The 15230-nt window shown below is 45.4% G+C and carries 11 protein-coding genes; 9 read left to right on the top strand and 2 right to left on the bottom strand.

Annotation, left to right across the window (positions count from 1 at the left end; genetic code table 11):
- The first annotated feature begins 22 nt into the window (after positions 1–22).
- On the top strand, positions 23–985 hold the full coding sequence (locus HGO97_RS05725; protein WP_216240228.1) for an alpha/beta hydrolase: 963 nt from the start codon (positions 23–25) through the stop codon (positions 983–985).
- Positions 986–1126: 141 nt separating this feature from the next.
- The gene (locus HGO97_RS05720) at positions 1127–3283 is read left to right on the top strand and encodes a Tex family protein (RefSeq protein WP_216240226.1); all 2157 of its coding nucleotides are present in this window, start codon (positions 1127–1129) and stop codon (positions 3281–3283) included.
- Positions 3284–3430: 147 nt separating this feature from the next.
- On the opposite strand, the gene HGO97_RS05715 is transcribed toward HGO97_RS05720, so the two are convergent.
- The gene (locus tag HGO97_RS05715; RefSeq protein ID WP_216240225.1) at positions 3431–3994 is read right to left on the bottom strand and encodes a biotin transporter BioY; all 564 of its coding nucleotides are present in this window, start codon (positions 3992–3994) and stop codon (positions 3431–3433) included.
- Positions 3995–4351: 357 nt separating this feature from the next.
- Between HGO97_RS05715 and HGO97_RS05710 the strand changes: the two genes are divergently transcribed.
- Both HGO97_RS05710 and hcp read left to right on the top strand, forming a co-directional pair.
- Positions 4352–6253 carry a putative bifunctional diguanylate cyclase/phosphodiesterase gene (locus HGO97_RS05710; RefSeq protein ID WP_216240264.1) on the top strand — a complete coding sequence of 634 codons (1902 nt, stop codon included), beginning with the start codon at positions 4352–4354 and terminating at the stop codon, positions 6251–6253.
- A gap of 204 nt (positions 6254–6457) precedes the next feature.
- Positions 6458–8059 (top strand): hydroxylamine reductase, encoded by a 1602-nt coding sequence (gene hcp / locus HGO97_RS05705; RefSeq protein WP_216240224.1) that lies wholly within the window; start codon positions 6458–6460, stop codon positions 8057–8059.
- 125 nt (positions 8060–8184) lie between these two features.
- Here the strand turns inward: hcp and HGO97_RS05700 are convergent, their stop codons facing one another.
- Positions 8185–9705 carry a catalase gene (locus HGO97_RS05700; RefSeq protein WP_216240223.1) on the bottom strand — a complete coding sequence of 507 codons (1521 nt, stop codon included), beginning with the start codon at positions 9703–9705 and terminating at the stop codon, positions 8185–8187.
- A gap of 395 nt (positions 9706–10100) precedes the next feature.
- Between HGO97_RS05700 and HGO97_RS05695 the strand changes: the two genes are divergently transcribed.
- The 5 genes from HGO97_RS05695 to HGO97_RS05675 all read left to right on the top strand — a co-directional run bounded on the left by HGO97_RS05695 (position 10101) and on the right by HGO97_RS05675 (position 14890).
- Complete coding sequence (locus tag HGO97_RS05695; protein WP_216240222.1) at positions 10101–10490, top strand: RrF2 family transcriptional regulator; 390 nt, start codon at positions 10101–10103, stop codon at positions 10488–10490.
- A gap of 123 nt (positions 10491–10613) precedes the next feature.
- The gene (gene cooS / locus HGO97_RS05690) at positions 10614–12497 is read left to right on the top strand and encodes an anaerobic carbon-monoxide dehydrogenase catalytic subunit (RefSeq protein ID WP_216240221.1); all 1884 of its coding nucleotides are present in this window, start codon (positions 10614–10616) and stop codon (positions 12495–12497) included.
- A gap of 15 nt (positions 12498–12512) precedes the next feature.
- Positions 12513–12959, top strand: coding sequence for a 4Fe-4S dicluster domain-containing protein (locus tag HGO97_RS05685; RefSeq protein ID WP_216240220.1), 447 nt, complete (start codon positions 12513–12515; stop codon positions 12957–12959).
- A gap of 3 nt (positions 12960–12962) precedes the next feature.
- The gene (locus HGO97_RS05680; protein WP_216240219.1) at positions 12963–14186 is read left to right on the top strand and encodes an NAD(P)/FAD-dependent oxidoreductase; all 1224 of its coding nucleotides are present in this window, start codon (positions 12963–12965) and stop codon (positions 14184–14186) included.
- A 143-nt stretch (positions 14187–14329) separates the two neighbouring features.
- Positions 14330–14890: a YdeI/OmpD-associated family protein gene (locus HGO97_RS05675; protein ID WP_216240217.1), complete on the top strand. Its 561-nt coding sequence runs from the start codon at positions 14330–14332 to the stop codon at positions 14888–14890.
- Positions 14891–15230: the final 340 nt, after the last annotated feature.

The raw sequence follows: 15230 nt of genomic DNA, 5'->3' as shown, positions 1-15230 counted from the left end.
TAATTTCATTGGGATTTAGATCATGAATAGAATATCTTTAGAACCTCAGGCATTGGAGGTATGCAGACAGAATGCCGTCCCTCCACTGATTTTTCAGCTTCCGCCCTGTGAGGGACGAAAAGTTTTGGAAGAAGCGCAAAGTACTCCTATATGTATGTATCCGGCGGAAATCAAAAGGATGACGATTGATACAGGAAAATGGGGGAAGATTTCAGTCTACGTTGTTCTGCCGGAAAGATATCAATGTCCTGCGGATGTCGTCTTATACATCCACGGTGCGGGATGGGTGTTTGGCAGTTTCCATACCCATGAAAAGCTGGTGCGTGAACTTGCGGCCAGAACTCAGTCAGTTCTTGTGTTCCCCGAATATTCGCGTTCACCGGAGGCGAAATATCCTACGGCGCTGGAACAGTGTTATCAGGTCATGGAAATGCTTCCTGGGCTTTTACAGAATTTCAATGTAACGATGAGAGAAAAGACCCTCACAGTTGCCGGGGACAGTGCAGGCGGGAATATTGCGGCGGCATTGGCGTTGATGGCGAAATACCGCAATGGTCCCTATATCCAGAAACAGCTTTTATATTATCCTGTGACAAACGCTTGCTTTCAGACCTCTTCTTATTGTCAGTTTGCAGAGGGATATTATCTTTATCGTGCAGGAATGATGTGGTTCTGGAATCAATATACTTGTGCCGTAAGTGACAGGAACCAGATTACGGCATCGCCGCTCATGGCTTCTTTATGTCAGTTGAGCGGCCTTCCCGATACAATGATACTCAATGGGGAGGCTGATGTGCTCCGTGACGAAGGAGAGGCCTATGCCAGGCGGCTGAGGACTGCGGGAGTCGATGTTACGGCTGTCAGATTCCAGGGAATCATTCATGATTTTGTGATGCTGAACACACTGGACGGAACAAAAGCCTGCCGGGCGGCCATGGATGTATCAACAGATTGGGTAAAAAATAGAAATGGACGAATGTGTTAATATGATTTCCTGGATTTTGATGAAAAAGGAGGAAAACAAAAGGAAAAATGTTGTAAAGGAAGGGGCAATTCCTGTATAATATAATACGTTATGATTCTTTAGAGCCATATTGCATGAGAAAAAGAAAGAGGTACAGGATATATGGATATTAATCAGAGATTGACAGAAGAACTGGACGTAAAACGCTGGCAGGTAGATGCGGCAGTGAAATTGATCGATGAAGGGAATACCATTCCTTTTATTTCACGATATAGAAAAGAAGTAACGGGTTCTTTGAATGACGAGCAGCTTCGTAAGCTGTATGAGCGTTTGATCTATCTTCGGAATCTGGAAGAGAAGAAGGAACAGGTCTTATCCATTATTGAGGAGCAGGGAAAGCTTACTGCGGAATTAAAGGCGCAGATTCTGGCAGCGGAAACATTGGTCGTAGTGGAGGATCTTTACCGTCCTTACCGTCCGAAACGCCGGACGCGGGCTACGATTGCAAAGGAAAAGGGCTTAGAGCCGTTGGCAGCCCTGATTACCCTGCAGCAGACCAAGGAACCGCTCGAAAATGAAGCAGCAAAGTATATTTCCGAGGAAAAAGGAGTCAGCAGTGCCCAGGAAGCGATTGCGGGAGCAAAGGATATCATTGCGGAGTCGATTTCCGATGAAGCGGATTACCGGAGCTGGATTCGTAAGATTACAATGCAGAAGGGAAAACTGATCTCTGTTGCGAAGGATCCGGAGGCGGAGTCTGTCTATGAGATGTATTATGACTTCGAGGAACCGATAAATAAGCTGGCTGGTCATCGTATTCTGGCTCTGAACCGGGGCGAAAAGGAAAAGATACTGACCGTGAAGATCGAGGCCCCGGAAGAGGAGATTCTGCGTTATCTACAGAAAAAGACGATCCTTCGGGAGAACCCTTACACTACTCCTGTGTTAAAAGAGGTGACAGAGGACAGCTATAAGCGTCTTATCGCACCCGCGATCGAGAGGGAAATCAGAAATGATCTCACAGAAAAAGCAGAGGACGGCGCAATCGAGGTCTTTGGAAAGAACCTGCACCAGCTTTTGATGCAGCCTCCAATTACCGGACAGGTAGTGCTTGGCTGGGACCCGGCCTTCCGTACAGGATGTAAGCTGGCGGTAGTGGATGAGACGGGAAAAGTACTTGGTACAACAGTGATTTATCCGACAGCTCCGACAACACCGCAGAAAATCAAGGCATCTAAGGATTTGTTAAAGAAGATTATTGCAAAGTATCATATTACTTTGATATCTGTGGGAAATGGAACTGCCTCCAGGGAGTCTGAACAGTTCATCGTAGAATTATTAAAGGAAATCCCGGAAAAGGTGCAGTATGTGATTGTAAATGAGGCTGGTGCATCCGTATATTCTGCAAGTAAGCTGGCTTCCGAGGAATTTCCGAAGTTCGATGTGGGACAAAGGAGTGCGGCATCCATCGCAAGAAGACTGCAGGACCCATTAGCGGAGCTTGTAAAGATAGATCCGAAATCCATCGGAGTCGGACAGTATCAGCATGATATGAACCAGAAAAAGTTAGGCGAATCCTTGAATGGTGTGGTGGAAGATTGCGTGAATAAAGTCGGTGTCGATCTGAATACGGCATCGGCGCCGCTGCTTTCTTATATTTCCGGTATTTCTGGAGCAATTGCTAAGAATATCGTGATATACCGGGAGGAGAATGGTAGATTTACAGACAGGAAAGAGCTATTAAAGGTTGCCAAGCTTGGACCAAAGGCATTCGAGCAGTGTGCCGGATTCATGAGAATTATGGATGGAAAGAATCCGCTGGATGCTACAGGAGTACATCCTGAGTCTTATGAGGCGGCAGAGAAGCTGCTTAAGAAACAGGGCTTCAAGCCGGAGGATATTACTGGCGGTAATCTGACGGGGCTTTCTCTGTCGATTAAGGATTACAAGAAACTGGCAGAGGAGCTGGGAATCGGCGAGATTACTCTGCGGGATATTGTGAAGGAGCTGGAGAAACCGGCACGTGACCCCCGAGATGAGATGCCAAAACCGATTCTGCGCACAGATGTGTTAGAGATGAAAGACCTTAAGGAAGGCATGGTCCTGAAAGGTACAGTACGTAATGTCATTGATTTCGGTGTTTTTGTAGATATAGGAGTCCATCAGGATGGTCTGGTCCATATTTCACAGATTATAGACAGATATATCAAACATCCGCTGGAGGCGGTCAGTGTTGGAGACATCGTGGATGTGAAAGTCATGAGCGTGGATTTGAAAAAGAAACGGATTCAGTTGACGATGAGAGGAATCCAGGATTAAAAACAGACTGATTTTAGATTGTATATATTAGAATCATTTCGTGAGAAGGAAAATAAGCGCCCCTTTCAAAAGCTATAAAGCTTTTAAGAGGGGCGTTTTAAATGGGAAGGGTCCCGAAAAACCTATGACACAGATATTAGGTCCTATTTAGTTTCCCAGGCGCTGGATTGCCGTCCGTAATTTGGGACCGAACAGGCATGCAATGATGATTTTTATGATATCACCTGGCAGGTAGGGGATGACACCGGCGGCCAAAGCCTGCATAAGGGAGAGGTTCATCTGTACCCCAAGCCAGATGGTTCCGAATAAATAGCATAGGGCTGTGCCAAGAATCAGACCGAGTGCATAAAAGAGCGGTCTTCCAGAAAAATGTTCTACAAAAAAACCGACTGTCAGGGTGAGAAAAAGGTAACCGAGCATATACCCTCCGGTCGGTCCTGCAATCTTAGCAAAGCCTCCGCTGAAACCGGAGAAAACAGGCAGGCCGACTGCACCGAGGAGCAGATAGATCAAGCAGCTTATGGTACCTAGTTTTGGACCAAGGACAAAGGCTGTGATATAAAGGACCAATGTTGCAAGAGTGATTGGGATGGGGCTGAAAGGGATGGGAATTGCGAACGGCGCCAATAAACAGATGACGGCCGTCATAACTCCTATCAGGGTCAACTGCTTTGTTGTAATCAATGAGTGCTTAGAAGATGTCTGTTCCATATTGAGATTCCTTTCCAATTTCAAAGTGTTGCAAAAAAATAAGCTTTTGTATGTCGAGTATAAGTATATCGAATGATATGTTGAATGTCAACCGAGATATAAAGATAGTTAACAAATAAAAGCTATGTGCACATTAAGAAGAACACCTTAAATTATCATTTTAGATATCATCGCAATTTAAGTATAAATAGGAAAATTCGAGTGATAAAAAGCATGGGAAAATTTGTAAACTTGCTAACTACGGTCATAGACACTGCCACGTTACTATGTTAAAATATAAGTAATCACATGTAAGATAGCTAATTATAAGAGGGGATTGGCAGGTGGTTTATCGTGGAATGGAATATCACAGGGGAAATGGTTTCATTAATTATGCTAGGCATTATCTGGGTCTATGCAAGAAGGGGAAGTCAACTGCCTTCTCTGAAGAATAAAATTTTTCATGGATGCCTGTTAGTGACTTTTAGTGCAGTATTGACGAATCTTTTGTCTACCACAATGGTTTCACAGTACAATAATTTTCCTATGTGGCTGACTTGGATCGTGACGACCATCTACTTTATCCTGACTCCACTTATGGGACTTACATATTTTTGTTATACGGTATCTGTGATTTATATTGATCTGGAAAAGGCAAGGAAACTGATTATAGCGGGAACGGTGCCGGGGATATTGTATGTATTGCTTGTTTTCAGCAATTCTTATAATAAGCATATTTTTGACATTACTGCGGCGGAAGGATATATGCTTGGAGACTGGGTCTCTCTGATGTTTTTTTTCTTCTACTTGTATTCACTGGCAAGTGTCGGTGTGACATTATTCAACCGCAGACGGCTGGAGAAGGAGATTTATCATATTCTTATCGTTTGTCCGCTGCTTACCATGCTGGTGATTTTTGTGCAGCAGCTCTTACCGTATGTAATGCTTTCAGGTTCAGCAGCAACCTGTGCTCTCCTGATTATATACCTGCATCTGCAGAATAAACAGATTTCTGTGGACTATCTGACGAATTTACCTAACCGTCAGGAATTGCTCGATATGATAGGTCTTTTGTTGAAAAGAGATGCGGAGAGGAGTTTTGTGCTTCTGATTGTTTCGCTTCGGTCTTTTAGACATATTAATAATACCTGCGGACAACAGAAGGGAGACCTTTTTTTAAAAGAGGTGGCTCATTTTTTAAGTAAGATCGGACCAAAGGGGAATGTCTACCGCTTTAGCGGGGATGAGTTCGCACTTCTGTTTTATAAAGAGAATTTAGATGATGCCAGGAAGTGTGTAGGTGAGATACAAAAGCGGATGCAGCGTCCATGGCAGGCAGATGAATATCGGTTCATGCTTTCGGCTGCGATGGGATTGATCAGTCATTCCGGGGAGGCAGAGACGGTCGAGAATATTATTAATTCGATTGAGTATGCCGTTGCCCAAGCCAAGCTTGGAAAGGGCGGAAAGATCTGCTACTGTGACAAGGAGATGCTGCAGAAACTGGAAAGAAAGCGGAGGATCATACAGATATTAGAGGAACAGCTTGAGCATCCGAGCTTTGAAATGTATTATCAACCGATTTATTCTATTGAGGTCGACAGATTTCTTTATGCGGAATCCTTGATGCGGATTGTGGATTCTCCGATTGGACCAATCTATCCATCCGAATTTATCCCGATTGCGGAGGAGACAGGACTGATCGTGGAATTGACCTATATTATCCTGGATAAAGTGTGTAAGTTTGCTGGAAAGCTTAGAGAACTTTCATCAGAGATTGAGGCTGTACATGTGAACTTTTCGGCGCTTCAATTTTCACAGCCAGATCTTGCCGACCGGGTATTCGATATTATTGAAAGGAACCAGACGCCTCCAGAGATGATAAAGATTGAATTTACGGAAAGTACCCTTGCGGAAAGCCCACAGGTGGTAGCGGATTTTGCAATGAAGATGCTGGACAGAGGAATTATGATGGGGCTGGATGACTTTGGCACTGGGTACTCGAATATTGCAACGGTAATTCATATTCCCTTTGGAACAGTCAAGCTGGACAAGAGCCTTGTGGAGGCTGCAATGGATAGTGAGAACTCTGCAATGGCGGTCAGGAACCTATCTCAGATCTTTAAGGCATTGGGGATGAAGGTAATTGCGGAAGGAGTAGAGACGGAGGATCAAAAACAGCTTGTGACGGAATTTGGGGTAGATCAGATACAGGGATTTTACTATGCCAAACCGATGCCGAAGGAGGAAGTACTGCAGTTTATACTCGGCAGGAAGTAGAAAAGAATAAGGTTGACTATAAAAACTGGTATTGAGCTTGTCGGCTTGATGCCAGTTTTTTTGCTATACCAGGTTAATATTGGAGTCAGTTTTATTTTGGTTGTTAAAACAACATACATAAAACAAAGAATGTAATATACTGAATCCGTAAAATAAGTGAAAAGGAACTAGCTGTAAATAATAGGAGTCAAGGAGATGGATGATATGAGTGATAAAATGTTTTGTTTTCAATGTGAGCAGACAGCTGGATGCTCAGGATGTACAGGAAAGTCAGGCGTTTGTGGTAAGAGTGCGGTAAATGCGAGACTTCAGGATGAATTGACGGGGGCACTGATCGGGCTTGCGCGTGTCTGCGCTGCAAACCCTAAGACAGATAGGACAGACCGCCTGATTCTGGAAGGTCTGTTTACGACAGTGACAAATGTGAATTTTAATGATGATACACTGTTAGATATGATTAAAAGAGTGAGGGAGGAAAAAGCAAGTATCGTTCCTGGGTGCGCAGGATGTATGGCTAGATGTGGAAATACAGACGATTATGAGATGTCCTTTATATGGGAGGCACAGGAAGATATCCGCTCGCTGAAGTCCCTGATTTTATTTGGAATTCGGGGGATGGCGGCCTATGCATACCATGCTCTGGTATTGGGCTATACCAATAAAAGAGTGAATGAGTTCTTTTATAAGGCACTTTATGTGCTGGCAGAGGACTGGTCTATGGAAGATTTACTTCCGGTCGTGATGGAAGTCGGTGAGATGAACTTAGAGTGTATGGAGCTGCTGGATCTTGCAAATACACAGACCTTTGGGACTCCTGTACCGACGGAAGTGTCTATGACAGTGGAAAAGGGACCATTTATCGTGATTACGGGACATGATCTTTTGGATCTTAAACTTCTGCTTGAGCAGACAGAAGGAAAAGGAATTCATATCTATACTCATGGGGAAATGCTGCCGGCCCATGCATATCCTGAATTAAAGAAGTACCCTCATCTCAAAGGAAACTTTGGGACGGCATGGCAGAATCAGCAGAAGGAATTTGCAAATCTTCCGGCACCGATTCTATACACGACGAACTGTCTGATGCCAGTGAAAGAGAGTTATGCGGACCGGGTATTTACAACAGAAGTCGTTTCTTACCCTGAGATGGTGCATATCGGCAAAGAAAAGGATTTTTCTGCGGTAATCGAAAAGGCGCTTGAATTGGGAGGTTTTAAGGAGAATCGGGAGTTTACAGGGATTAATGGAGGTAAGACGCTGCTCACTGGTTTTGGACATGAAACTGTACTTGGGGCTGCCGACCAGGTGGTTGAGGCTGTGAAGTCAGGGGCGATTCGCCATTTCTTCTTAGTGGGAGGCTGTGACGGCGCACGGCCGGGAAGAAGCTATTATACAGATTTTGTGAAGCTGGCTCCAAAGGATACTGTAATCTTAACACTGGCTTGCGGAAAGTATAGATTTAATGACTTAGATCTGGGAACAATCGGAGCTCTGCCGAGACTGATGGATATGGGACAGTGTAATGATGCCTATAGCGCGATCAAGGTTGCCATTGCACTGGCAGAGGCTTTCGAATGTAGTGTCAACGAGCTTCCTCTGTCAATGATTCTGTCATGGTATGAACAAAAAGCGGTATGTATCCTTCTGACACTGCTGCATCTGGGCATTCAGAATATCAAGCTGGGCCCTACACTACCGGCCTTTGTTTCTAAGAATGTGCTGGAACTTTTAGTGGATCATTACAAAATCGCTCCAATCAAGACTCCAGAGGAGGATTTAAAAGAGATTCTCGGTGAGGCATTATAGTCGGAGAGCGCTTTGTGAAAGCGTTGTTTAAGTAAAATTTTATTGGTAAAGATAAGACAGGTGAATTGAAAAAGGAGACGAAAAAGGCGCGGTAGTTAAATCCGCGCCTTTTCCTCGAAAGCTGCTTAAGGGGTGGTCACTCTGTTGAGCTCACTGTTGCTGAGTTTGGAAAGTTCTTTTACTCTGTCAAGATCAAGTCCCATTGCCTTTGTTGCGCACTCACCATATTCTGGGTCTGCAAGATAGCAGTGTACTGCATGACGGTACTTGATATTTTCTGTGACAGGTGCGATATTTGCAGCCGTATTTTTGATGAGAAGTTCTTTCTTGTCCTCGGTCATAACACGCCACAGATCGCCGCCTGCACGAAAATCGTCATTTGTCGGGTCGTCTTTCGGGTCATAGTTCCACATTGCACCTTCCAGGTCAAGAGGCGGTTCCATGACTTCTGGCTGTGCAGTCCAGACACCGAGGGAGTTGGGACTGTAGGCAGGGGCACTGCCGTAGTTTCCATCGGTACGCATAGCGCCGTCACGGTGGTAATCTGCGACGCCATTTTTGACGCCTTTTGCCTGATTTACAGGAATCAGGTTGTGATTAACACCGAGCCGGTAACGCTGGGCATCACCGTATACGAACAGGCGTCCCTGCAGGAACTTGTCCGGTGAGAAGCCGATGCCCGGTACGACGTGTGCCGGAGTAAAGGCTGCCTGCTCTACCTCTGCAAAATAATTCTCCGGCCAGCGGTTCAATTCCAGCTCGCCCACCTCGATCAGTGGGAATTCCGCATGCCGCCATATCTTTGTGATGTCGAATGGATTTTCATAGTGGTTCTTTGCCTGTTCTTCGGTCATGATTTGAACATACATGGTCCACTTCGGATAATCCCCGCGCAAAATGGCATCAAACAGGTCATGTCCTGCGCTTTCACGGTCTTTTCCATTGATGGCCTCAGCTTCCTCATCTGTCAGGTTCTTGATGCCCTGCTGAGTCTTGAAATGGAATTTGCACCAGACCCGTTCATTTTTCTCGTTATAGAAAGAGAAGGTATGCTCGCCGTATAGATGCATGTGACGGAAACCATCAGGAATTCCGCGGTCAGACATTACCACTGTAAGCTGATGGAAACACTCTGGAAGCAATGTCCAGAAGTCCCAGTTGTTCTGCGGATTACGCATACCGGTATAAGGATCGCGCTTGACCGCACGGTTCAGATCAGGGAAGTTATGTACATCGCGGATAAAGAAGGTCGGTGTATTATTGCCTACCAGATCCCAGTTGCCTTCTTCTGTATAGAATTTGATGGCAACACCGCGGATATCACGCTCCGCATCAGCCGCACCGCGCTCACCAGCTACAGTAGAAAAGCGGACAAAAACCTCCGTTTCTTTGCCGATTTCGGAGAAGACCTTGGCCTTGGTATATTGTGTAATATCATGTGTTACAGTGAATTTGCCGTAAGCGCCCCAACCCTTTGCATGCATCCTGCGTTCCGGGATGACTTCACGGTCAAAATGAGCCAGCTTTTCTAAGAGCCAGACATCCTGCATCATAACCGGTCCTCTTGGCCCAGCAGTAATGGAGTTCTCATTATCGGCAACAGGTGCACCTACTTCATTTGTGAGTTTTCTGTAATTTTCGTTCATCTTCTTACTCCTTTCTTTGTAACTGTATATTCAACGCCCATGAGACGATTGAATCAATAAATGAGTGAAGCAAAGCTTATACTGTGATGTAGGGGGGAGGGATCTGAGATTTGCTTTCATATGAAGCAGAGACAGATGTAATAAAGAAAAAGACAGTCCCTTGTGAAATAATGAATGAAATTGATAATTGTTTTCTTAAATTCATCATATAGCAGTCAGAGATAAACTGTCAAGAAAAAAGTTTCAATTAGCATGACAATCGTTGTTATAAGCGATGTCTGTCTGTAAAATGTACTATATTTTATGGATGGATTTCAGTAGATTTCCACAATTGGGTAAAGTTGACAAAAAAAGTCCACTATGCTAAAATATTAACAAAGATAAGAGGTGGACCTATGCTTTTAACGAGAGAGAATGATTATGCGATTCGGATGATGCGTTCTATGAAGGATGGAGCAAAACATACGGTAAAGGATATGTGCAGGGAGGAAGAGATTCCCGAGGCATTTGCATACAAGATATTACGCAAGCTTCAGGATGCAGGGCTTGTGGGAGTAGAGCGCGGTGCATCTGGCGGCTGTTACTTAAAGAAGCCTTTGGAAGAGATGGATCTATATGATGTTGTGACGGCTGTGGATGAGGAGCCTCTGATCATGACCTGTTTAAGAGAGACCTGCAGTAGGAACACAAAGGCGGGCGGGTGCCGGGTACATGGAGAGCTCGTGAAGATCCAGAAGGTTCTGGTGGAAGAGTTAAAGGCGCGCAGGCTTTCAGATTTGTTTTAGCGCAGCAGGCTGATTATGAATATATCAGTATACTCAAGGTAGTAAAATAACCCCTTGATTGCCAGGGGGAATTTTTATAAATTAAAAGTGGACTAAAAAAGTCATATTTAAGGAGGTACGATTATGAATCAATGTTATGGATGCAGCACATGTAAGAGTGCAGATAAACCGTTGGAAGGATTTATCGCAGATCTGCCGATGGAGACATCCCATCACCGTGTGGAAGGACAGAGTACGAAATGTGCGTTCGGACTTCAGGGGGTATGCTGCAGGCTGTGCGCGAATGGACCGTGCAGGATTACACCAGAGGCGCCGAGAGGAATCTGTGGTGCAAATGCGGATACGATCGTGGCAAGGAATTTCCTCAGAGCAGTTGCTTCCGGCTCCGGCTGCTACATACATATTGTGGAGAATACAGCCCTGAATGTGAAGAATGTAGCTAAGACAAAAGGGGAAATCAAAGGAATCAATACACTGAATCGTCTTGCTTCTATTTTCGGTATTGACGAGGAGGATGTACATAAAAGAGCGGAGGCAGTAGCGGATGCGGTGCTAAGGGATCTTTATCTGCCGGAATATGAGAAGATGCAGCTTACAGAAAAGATGGCGTATGCACCTCGCTATAAAAAATGGAAGGAGCTTGGCATCCTGCCCGGCGGCGCAAAGTCAGAGGTATTCCACGGCGTCGTAAAATGCTCCACGAATCTGAACTCTGATCCTGTCAATATGCTGCTGGATTGCCTGAAGCTGGGGATTTCCACTGGAATATATGGTCTGGTCCTCACAAATCTGCTGAATGATGTGGTGCTGGGAGAGCCTGAGATTCGTTTTGCTCCGGTAGGGCTGCGTGTGATCAATCCAGATTATATCAATATTATGATTACGGGACATCAGCATTCCATGTTTACCTTCCTGCAGGACCGCCTGACAGAGCCTGATGTGATTGAAAAGGCGAAGAAGGCAGGAGCAAAGGGCTTCAAGCTGGTAGGCTGTACCTGTGTTGGACAGGATCTGCAGCTTCGCGGTGCGCATTATACCGAAATCTTTGACGGACACGCAGGGAATAATTACACGAGTGAGGCCATCCTGGCGACAGGCGGGATCGATGCTGTCATTTCTGAGTTTAATTGTACACTGCCCGGAATCGAGCCGATCTGTGATGAACTAAAGATTAAGCAGATCTGTATCGATAATGTAGCGAAAAAGGCGAATGCGGAATTAAAGGAATTTGATTTTGAGAACCGTCCGGCCGTGACAGAGGAGATCATTGATGAAGTGATCGAGGCTTACAGTGCACGCCGCGGCAGTGTTCCGTTGAATCTGATGAAGGATCATGGATATGAGAATACATTGACCGGTGTCAGTGAAGTTTCTTTGAAAAATTTCCTCGGAGGGACATGGAAACCACTGATCGATCTGATTGTGTCAGGAGATATCAAAGGTGTGGCAGGTGTTGTCGGATGTTCGAATCTGACTGCAGGAGGACACGATGTACTGACTGTAGACCTTGTGAAGGAACTGATTTCCAGGGATATCATCGTCCTGACGGCCGGATGTTCTTCAGGTGGAATCGAAAACTGCGGGCTGATGACACCGGAGGCGGCTAAGTATGCCGGACCGAAGCTGCGAGCAGTCTGTGAGAGCCTGGGCATCCCTCCTGTATTGAATTTTGGACCGTGCCTTGCAATCGGACGTCTGGAGATCGTGGCAACAGAACTGGCAGAAGAACTGGGCGTCGACCTTCCTCAGCTCCCACTTGTTCTCTCCGCCGCACAGTGGCTGGAAGAGCAGGCTCTGGCTGACGGATGCTACGGATTGTCACTGGGACTTCCGCTTCACTTAGGGCTGCCGCCGTTCATGACAGGCAGTAAGACGGCTGTAAAGGTGTTGACAGAAGATATGAAGGAGCTGACTGGCGGACAGGTGATCATTAATCCAGATGCAAAAGAATCTGCCGATATCCTGGAACAGATTATTCTGGAAAAACGTCAGGGACTCCAGATATAGAAAGGGGCGGAGAAAATGAAACGTATTATGGTCGATTATGAAAAATGCGATGGCTGTAAGAACTGTACGGCAGCCTGTATGCAGGCACACAGGAAAACTCCGGGAACGATCTATGATCTGGATCTTGGGGACCCTGAAAATGAGTCACGCAATTTTATTTTAAAGGATGATAAGGGACGTTACAAACCGCTGTTCTGCCGCCACTGCGATGATCCAGAATGTGTGAAATCCTGTATGAGCGGGGCACTGAGAAAGGATGAAGTAAGCGGGCACGTATTTTACGATGAGACACGCTGTGGTTCCTGTTTTATGTGTGTGATGAACTGTCCATATGGGGTATTAAAGCCCGACCGGTTCACCAAGAGTAAGGTCATCAAGTGTGACTTCTGTGTCAACGCCGGCGGAGAGCCGTCCTGTGTAGCCTCCTGTCCGAAAAAAGCGATTTATGTGGAGGAGGTGTAAGATATGAAGCATGTGATTATAGGCGCCGGTGTCGCAGGTGTGGAGGCGGCAAAGACCATCCGGGCTTTGGATGAACGTGCAGATATCCTGATGATTTCTGCAGATACACAGATTCATTCCCGGTGTATGCTCCACAAATTTCTTGCGGGAGAGCGGGATGAAAAAAGCCTGGACTTTACAGAAGAAGACTTTTTTGAGAAGTACAATGTTCAGTGGAAAAGCGGTGTAAGAGTCATTCAGGTATGTCCACAGGAGAAAGAAATTGTGTTGGAGACGAAAGAGCGTGTCGGCTATGACAGGCTGCTTCTGGCGAATGGATCTGATAGCTGCATCCCTCCTGTCGGAGAGTTAAGGAAAGCATCGAATGTATATGGTCTGCGCAATCTGTGTGATGCCCAGGCAATCGTAAAAGAAGCTGAGCAGGCGGAAAACGTGCTGATCATCGGATCAGGTCTGGTAGGGCTTGACGCGGCATACGGACTGCTTGAGAGAGGGAAGAAGATTACCATCGTGGAGATGGCACCTCAGATTCTTCCGGTACAGTTGGATGCCCATGGGGCGAAGAGCTACCAGAGATTATTTGAGCAGGCAGGTGTGCGCTTTCTACTCGGAAGAAAAGCCTGCCAGGCACAGTGTGGAGCGGACGGGAAGATTCATGAGGTCATACTGGACAATGAAGAAAAAGCAGCCTGTGACATGATCATCGTGGCAGCAGGCGTACGGGCATCCGTCGGCTATCTGGATGGCAGTGGAATTCTCTGTGACCGTGGTGTCAGCGTGGATTCTTATCTTAAGACCAGCCAGCAGGATATCTATGCGGCCGGAGACATCACCGGACTTTCTGGAATCTGGCCGAATGCGGCGGACCAGGGGCGCATCGCTGGTAAGAATATGTGCGGTGTTCCTACCGAGTATACGGACCGTTTTGCCATGAAGAATACCATCAATTTCTTTGGACTTTTAAGCCTGTGCGTGGGCCGCATCTGCCAGGAAGAGGGCGATGAGATTGTGGTCTGCGAGGATCAGAGGCAGTATAAAAGAGCGATAATAAAGGATGGAAAAATAGAAGGAATCCTGCTCCAGGGAGAAATCTCCCATGCCGGGACCTGGCAGTATCTGATTAAAAATCAGATTGATGTCAGTGGGATTCAAAAAGATATTTTTAAGATTAGCTATGCAGATTTCTACCGTGTGGGAGAACGCGGGAAGTATGAGTGGGCTGTGTAAAAGCAGAAAAGAATTATCAGGGAAGGGGCATCATGATTTAGCAGATCATGGTGCCCCTGTAAGTTTATCAGGGATAAATAAAGCAGCGATACAGTGATATATGTGATATTATAGTTATAAGAAAATGATTACGGAGGTAGAATATGAATGATATGCTGAGGTTTTCAGATAGAATGGAATTTCGCGCATGGTTAGAGAAGAATAGTACCACTACTGATGGCGTATGGCTGCTTTTTGGAAAGAAGAATGGACCAGTTACACTTTCTGCGAATGACGCTCTGGAAGAAGCCTTGTGCTTCGGATGGATCGATGGTCAGATGCAAAGCATTGGCGATACGTCCTATAAGAAATATTTTTCCATGAGACGGGCCAATAGCATGTGGTCAGAGAAGAATAAAAAATTGGCTGCACAGCTTGAGAAGCAGGGGAAGATGACTGACTTTGGCAGGGCAAAGATTGAGGAAGCTAAGAAGAACGGCCAATGGGACAAGCCGAAAGCACCAGCTATTACAGATGAGCAGATAGCCGTTCTATCGGACTTGTTGAAGTCATATGAGCCAGCATATACGAATTTCCTGGCAATGTCTCCTTCCGTAAAGAAGACTTACACACGTGCGTATTATGATGCAAAAACAGATGCCGGGCGTGAGAGCCGGATGAAATGGATGGTCGATCGGCTGAACAGAAATCTTAAGCCGATGTAATAGCTGGTGCTGAGTATGGAATAATGCAGAATCTGTGAATTTTTGGAGGAGAATACTCTGAAAACAGATTCTGTATTTTTGTGTAATATGTATAAAAAGCAAACGAAAAGTTTGTGAAGGCATACAAAAAGAAAAAATAACGTTGACAAATCAAAGTGCAGATAGTATATTTGAATCAAGAAATGGGAACGTTCCCTAAAAAGAGATGTAGAGAGTGAGATGTTATAAATACAAATAGTATAGATAAAATAAAAGTTATTTTTTTTACTCTGTTATGGGAACGTTCCCTAAACAACTGTTATGGTAAACAAGCGGACATTCTTGTATAATGGAAGACAAA

It is taken from the genome of Faecalicatena faecalis (assembly GCF_012524165.2).
In the GTDB taxonomy this organism is placed as follows: Bacteria; Bacillota; Clostridia; order Lachnospirales; family Lachnospiraceae; genus Faecalicatena_A; species Faecalicatena_A faecalis.
The sequence above is the reverse complement of the archived record's forward strand: the minus strand, read 5'-3'. Positions and strand labels throughout refer to the sequence as shown.

What these genes read in the sequence shown, in the direction of transcription:
- cooS (WP_216240221.1), top strand. Translation starts at nt 10,614, where the DNA reads ATGAATCAATGTTATGGATGCAGCACATGTAAGAGTGCAGATAAACCG.
- HGO97_RS05720 (WP_216240226.1), top strand. Translation starts at nt 1,127, where the DNA reads ATGGATATTAATCAGAGATTGACAGAAGAACTGGACGTAAAACGCTGG.
- hcp (WP_216240224.1), top strand. Translation starts at nt 6,458, where the DNA reads ATGAGTGATAAAATGTTTTGTTTTCAATGTGAGCAGACAGCTGGATGC.
- HGO97_RS05715 (WP_216240225.1), bottom strand. Translation starts at nt 3,994, where the DNA reads ATGGAACAGACATCTTCTAAGCACTCATTGATTACAACAAAGCAGTTG.
- HGO97_RS05695 (WP_216240222.1), top strand. Translation starts at nt 10,101, where the DNA reads ATGCTTTTAACGAGAGAGAATGATTATGCGATTCGGATGATGCGTTCT.
- HGO97_RS05725 (WP_216240228.1), top strand. Translation starts at nt 23, where the DNA reads ATGAATAGAATATCTTTAGAACCTCAGGCATTGGAGGTATGCAGACAG.
- HGO97_RS05675 (WP_216240217.1), top strand. Translation starts at nt 14,330, where the DNA reads ATGAATGATATGCTGAGGTTTTCAGATAGAATGGAATTTCGCGCATGG.
- HGO97_RS05700 (WP_216240223.1), bottom strand. Translation starts at nt 9,705, where the DNA reads ATGAACGAAAATTACAGAAAACTCACAAATGAAGTAGGTGCACCTGTT.
- HGO97_RS05680 (WP_216240219.1), top strand. Translation starts at nt 12,963, where the DNA reads ATGAAGCATGTGATTATAGGCGCCGGTGTCGCAGGTGTGGAGGCGGCA.
- HGO97_RS05710 (WP_216240264.1), top strand. Translation starts at nt 4,352, where the DNA reads ATGGTTTCATTAATTATGCTAGGCATTATCTGGGTCTATGCAAGAAGG.
- HGO97_RS05685 (WP_216240220.1), top strand. Translation starts at nt 12,513, where the DNA reads ATGAAACGTATTATGGTCGATTATGAAAAATGCGATGGCTGTAAGAAC.